The sequence below is a fragment of the Streptomyces sp. NPDC045899 genome, from assembly GCF_056431485.1.
On sequence record NZ_JBWKKP010000059.1, the window covers coordinates 1 to 5,927 of the forward strand.

General features: G+C 69.4%; 1 protein-coding gene. It reads right to left on the minus strand.

All coding sequences use genetic code 11. The annotated features are described in order from the left end of the window. A partial coding sequence (locus AC07FT_RS36215; protein ID WP_479180418.1) for a scabin-related ADP-ribosyltransferase occupies positions 1-5,714 on the minus strand: 5,714 nt, incomplete at its 3' end. Positions 5,715-5,927 lie beyond the last annotated feature (213 nt).

Sequence of the window (5,927 nt, forward strand, 5' to 3'; positions counted from 1 at the left end):
GAATCCTTCCGCCGCTCCCAAGCCTGCGCATCGAACGACGCCAGCCCCACCACACGCCCACGCGCGTCCTTCACCTCACGCAACACCACACCCGAAGACCAGTCCTGGGACGGCTGCGACACCTTCGCGCGAGGTGGCGAGGACGGCTCGGATGCCTGCTCGCTCCCGGCCGAGGAGGTGTCCGGGTCGAAGAAGGGATTCGGAATGTAGTCCCCGACGGGCCTCCCGTTCTCCATCGGCTGCACGCCACGCACGTACCGCGTGTGCACACCGCCGGGGAAGGCGATTTCCTGCTGGTCGGGGAAGGGCGAGGCGAGGCCCAGGGTCGCGTTGACATCGATGCCTCCGGGGGCCTCGATGTCGTACCGCCAGCGGTAGTGGGCGTTCTGCGCCCGGGCTGCGGAGGGGTCGGCCCGCACCGAGTCGCTCACATAATCCACGTTGGTGGTGGTGCTCAGATAGCCGGTCGTCGCCATGCGCTCGCTGTTGTAGACATGGTCCATCAGATGAACCATGTCGTCGCCGCGCGGCTTCAGTCCCTCGTGGAAGACCCGCTCCGGGGACTTGCTGCTGAACTTGTACAGCGGCGCGTCGTGGTCGCGCCAGAGGGCGTCCGGAAGTACACCTCCTGCCAGTGGTCCGAAGGTGGCGGCGGTGGATTCCGGCGGGACGGGCGGCGTCGGGCTCACCGGGCCCGTGGCGGGCCACGCGATCGGTGTGGCGTCCTCGTCTTCGCCCACCGGCCGGGTCAGCTGCGCATGGGAGGAGGCGATGAGCCCGCGCCCGGGGAGATACCAGTTCCAGGCGGGCCCTTCGCCGTACACCCGCCCCCGGTCGTCAGTGACCCTCCCCGCCGTCGGACCGTGGGGGTGGTACTCACCGCGCAGTCCGAGACCCGGTATCTCGGCCACGAACATGTGCAGATCGGGGTCCTCCTGCCCCTGCCCCCACACCGTGAATCGATCCCCGCTGGTGACAACGGGGAACTCCGCCACCGTGCTCGTGAACCGCTTGTCGAATTCTCCGTCCGGTCCATACGTGCCCGCCATCGGCACGCGCGCGTTCCAGTCGTCTTCCGACGGGTAGCTGAAGGACACCGCGGGGGCCGGCCGAGTCGGCCACTGCGGGACCAGGCGCCGACCGTGCGGCCGTGCCACCAGCCAAGCGGTGGGGAGACCGTCGGCCTGTTCCCGCACATGCACCAGAGGCGTTCCGCCGTCCGAGGAGAGGGTGACCGCGACCGCCTGGTCCGGATACCACACGGACAGGCCGGTGGTGTCGGCCAGCTCCCACGCCGTCTGCTCGGTGCCCCTGTCCGAGCACGCCAGGATCATCAAGTCGGTGATGTCGGTCAGGTCCAGCATCGCGACGTACTTGCCCACCTCGCGCGCGTCACCGGCCCGTGTCCCTCCTCCGGGCTGCGCCATCAGGAAGTTGCGCCCTCCAGGAGCGCTGTGCGAAGTCCAGATCAGGGCGTTGGAGACGGGCAGCTTCCACACCGTCCCCGTGGGACGACCCGCGGCGTCCCGCCGCCACTGCACGTAGTGCTTCACCGACGGCAGTTGCTGGTAGACCTCGCGGCGTCGTTTCCAGTCGTTCTGGGTGAACGACGCCCAGCCGACCCGCCGGCCACCGTCCGTGATCTCGTAGACCATGGTCCGTGAGTTCCACCAGGCGCCCGCACCGGCCGGGGCCGGCACCAGCGGCGCGGACTGCGCGCCACCCGGCGTCTGCGGGGCAGCGGCGGCAAACGGCGGAGCGATGGCACGTCGCCGGGTCTGGGGTACCGGCTCGGTCTCCTCCAACTGGACATACAGGTAGCGCCGACGGGTCTTCGCGTCCTGCCGGATCTCCTGGAACCGCACGTGGAGAACCGTCGCCGCCGGATACCGCACCTCCTGCCGCTCCGGATCCCGCGAGAAGGGAGCGACATCCCGGGCCGTGGACCCGGCCACCTCGAACAGGACCGGGTACCGGCCGTCCGACCCGGCGTCCTGCTCGCGCACGCCGGAGAGCACGGCCTCTTCGCTTCTCCTTGCCATGTGGAACTCCGGCACGCTGACCGCGTGCAGCTCCCCCGGCAGCCCCTCGGTGAGATCACCGGCGGCCCATGTGCTCCACCACACCGGCGCGTTCAGCGGCGGCAGCGCCATCAGAGCGTCTCCCGCCATCCCCAGATGCCGGGGAATCTCCGCCGCGAGCGCGGCGGCAAGCCGGTCGGTTTGCCGCAGCAGGCTCCGGAGGGCCTTTTCCCGCCTCTCCCCGTCGGGGAGGGACTGGATCTTGTTGGCGGTCTCGGCGAACTTCTGGTCCCTCATGAGCAGCAGCGGGAAGTCGGACTTCCGCGCCTGGACCGCCTGCCGGACCACGGACGCCGCCTCCCTCCGCAGCAGTTCCTCCCCGTCCGGATGGAGCGGATCGGCGAACCGCGCGTTGACCAGCGCCGCGTCCGGGCCCGAGAGCAGATACAGAGGCAGGATGTCGCCCTCGCGGAGGAGGTCCGGTACCGAACCACCATGCCGCTGCCGCCAGAGCTCCAGTGCCGCCTGCCGCGTGTTTCCCCCATGGCCAGGGGAGTCCGGCACCCCGTTCAGCGCCCCCCAGATCCCACTGATGTCGTCCTTGGCCGCCAGTTCGGTGAACCACCCGATGTACTGGTGGTACAGCTCGTGATGGGGAAGGTAGAGCGTCTCCATGAAGGCATCGGGATCACGGTTCTTCCGCGGTGCCAGAAGCGTGGCGAACAAGCTGTATGTATGGGCCGCGTCATCCCGCAACTCCACATCGGCGTCGAACGCGCGAGGCGCGGCCTCATGGGAGGCTTCGATGATCTCGAACAGCGAACGCGTGTAAGTGGGCAGGCACCAGGCGAGCAGGGCCTCGCGCAGCCGCAGCATCTCCTCCTTCGACGCTCCGGTCTCGGCGCGGTAGGTGCGGAGCAGATGCCTCGTCCCGTCGGCCTGACCCGTGACCAGCGGGAAACCACGGGTTTCGTGGATTTCGCGGTACCAGGCGCTGTTCTTGTCCACCGGCCGCGGGGCGGACGTCTGCGGGTACTGGGTGGTGATGGCGATCGACAGGGCCCGCATGAGGTCGTGCAGCGTCGTCCCGGAGTCCGGATCCCGGAGGCGGCGCATGTTCCGAAGGGCGGTGTCCGGCGTCTCTCCCGGAAAGAAGGCCTGGGCGGCCCCCCCACGGCCGAGTGATCGGCTGAGGTGGCGATGCAGGGACCTGACAGCCTCCCGGGCGGTCTCCTTCACCTCCGGATCCGCGGCCAGCGTCCTTCCCAGATGCTTCTCGAACGTCACCGCCAGGCTCTCCCACTCGGGGTCGGCGTACGAGCCGCTGAACCGGGCACCCTGCCTCGCCGGATCCATAAGAGCCGCACGGACCTTCTCCGCGGCGAGAGCGCTCGGATCCTGCGGCTCGGCCTCCCGCCACCTCGGCTCCGGCGCTCCAGGGGCCTGGTCGATCGCAGGTTCAGCCGTTTCCGGAGTGAGGAAGATCGTATACGGGGCGGCGAGAGTGGCACGCCTGCTCCAGGTGGCCACCTGCTGAGAAGGAGCGGCCGACCCCTCGATGCCCGCATGACACGCGATCAACAGCACACGAACGTGCGCGGGAGTTCCCTGGCTTTCCATCAGTTGTCCGATGTAGCGGCCGACCTGTGTGCCGTCCACCCTCTTCCGGCCGTACCGCGTCATCGCCAAGAAGGTCTTGCCGTCGCTGTGCGAATCCCAGACGCCCGTGTTCTTGATCGACCAGGGCAGGGGCCGGAGATCTCCCTCCTTCCCCCCCTCGTAGTCACCGAAGCCGTATTGCCTCGCTTCGTGCAGGTGCGGGTATTTGTCCTTCTCCCTCAGCCACAGCGGCAGGTCGATGGAGGCCACGCCGAACCAACGGCCGTCCCAGGTGCGCAGCTGCCGGGTGACGATCTCGCGGTCCCACTCCCGCGCCAGCGGCGACTGCGGGACCTCCTCGAAGGTTCTGTGCAGATACCGCCTGCCGGTCGCCCCGTCGAGGCGACGCTCACGGCGAATCTCCCGCAGCACCGTCTTCGAGGGGTACAGCACGGTGCGCTCGGCGGGCCTGCGGGCCAGCGGGGAGACGTCCCGGCCGGTGGAGTCCACCACCTCCCACAGCACCGGGTACAGCCCAGTCCCCCCGGCGTCCGGCTTCAGCAAGGAGGCGAGCGCTGTCTCACGGTGCGTCGTCGCATGGTGCAGCCCCGGCGCGCTGACCGTCTGCCACTTCCCGCCGCCGTGCTGCGGCGCGGACTCCCACGAGGCCCACCACACCGGTCCGCTGACCGGCGGGAGCACCGCCACCGCCTCAGCCGCCATCTCCGCGTGCGCCCGCAGTTCACCGTGAAGACCGTCCACCAGCTCGACGGCCCGCTCCTCGAGCCTGCCACGGACATCCGCCAGCGCGTCCTCGGCCCCGGTATCGGGATCGCTGAGGAGCGCCTCCGCGCGCTGTACCAGATGCCGGAACGGCCTGTCCCGCAGGAACAGCAGCGGCAAGGACTCCCTCAACGCGCCGCCCGCAAACGCCTCCTTCACCAGCGAGCGCGCCTTCTCCCACAGCTCCGCCTTGACCTCAAGCTGATCGGGAGCGTCGGGACCGGCCAGGAACTTCTCGTCGAGCAGCCGCACATCGACCCCACTGGCCAACTGCAACGCCGCCGCGTGCCCCTCCTTGACATTCTCGCTCAGTAGGCCGAGCGAGCGATGGCGCTGTGTCCACGCCCTGAGCGCCTCGCGCCGCTCCCGCCGCGCCGCCACCCCCGGACCACTCAGATCGGTGCCGGCGAGTTGTCCCGACCCGATCAGTTCGCTGATCTCCTGGGCACGCTCGTCTCCGAAGACCTTCGGGGTGAGCCAGTCCACGCGCGCGAGATACACCCGCTCATGAGGCAGTTCCAGGGCGCTGTCACCCCCGCCCGCCCGATGGCCCGGCTGGAGGGACGCGTCCACCCATGCGTAGATGCGGGCTGCCTCGACCACCGTGTCGGGCTCGGTCTCATCGCGCACTCCAGCCCGGCGGGAGGCGGTAAGGATCTCCACCAGCGTGTGATCGCCGGCCTCGGGAAGGATCCAGCCCATCATGGCTTCCCGGAACCGAAGCACCTCACCATCGGGCACGTTCAGGAACTGGTGGACCGTGAGCAGCCACTCGACATCCGTGGCCGTGCCCGGCCCCACCGGGAAACCAAGCCGGTCGTGCAGCTCCTCCAGCGCGTCCGGGCCGTGCGGCACCACAAGCCCGGGCCCACTCAAGCCCCGTGGATTCAGCTGAGGTTGATCCCTCCACAACTGGGTCAGTGTCGCCCCGGAACCGCTGGCGCCGTATATGAAGGCGCCCATCAGGTTCTTCAGGGTGGCGCCACCATCCGGATCCAGCAGACGCTCCATCGCGCGCCGCGGGTCCTTCGCACGGGGCAGGAACGTCGCCTCCACATATTTCGGCCAGTAGTACGTGGTCAGCAGGTCATAAAGGCTCTTGACCGCCCGCCGCGCCTCCACGATCACTTCCGGGTCCTTGGCCAGCACCCGCCCGAGCGCCCGCTCGTACCCGCTGCTCAGCTCCTTCCACTTGCGGTCGGCGTAGAAGGCGCCGAACCGCGGCGCCGGAGAGTCCTCGTCGCTCCGGGATGAAGGGGGCGCGTTCCAGTGTTCATCCCCCGGCGGGACCAACGGCGCCGTGGAACGCACCGCACCCGCCCGCGGGGCCGGCCCCGAAGCCGCGGACGCGGAAGCGGGGCGGTACACCCGCCACCCCTTGGCATCACCCCTGGCACTCTCCCGCAGATGCACACCGCCCGGCTCACCCCCCTCACCAGGCGGAGCCGCAAACCCACGATCAGGCACATACACCGTCAGACCCGTACGATCCGCGGCCGCCTGCAACTCCGCGTCCTCAACCGG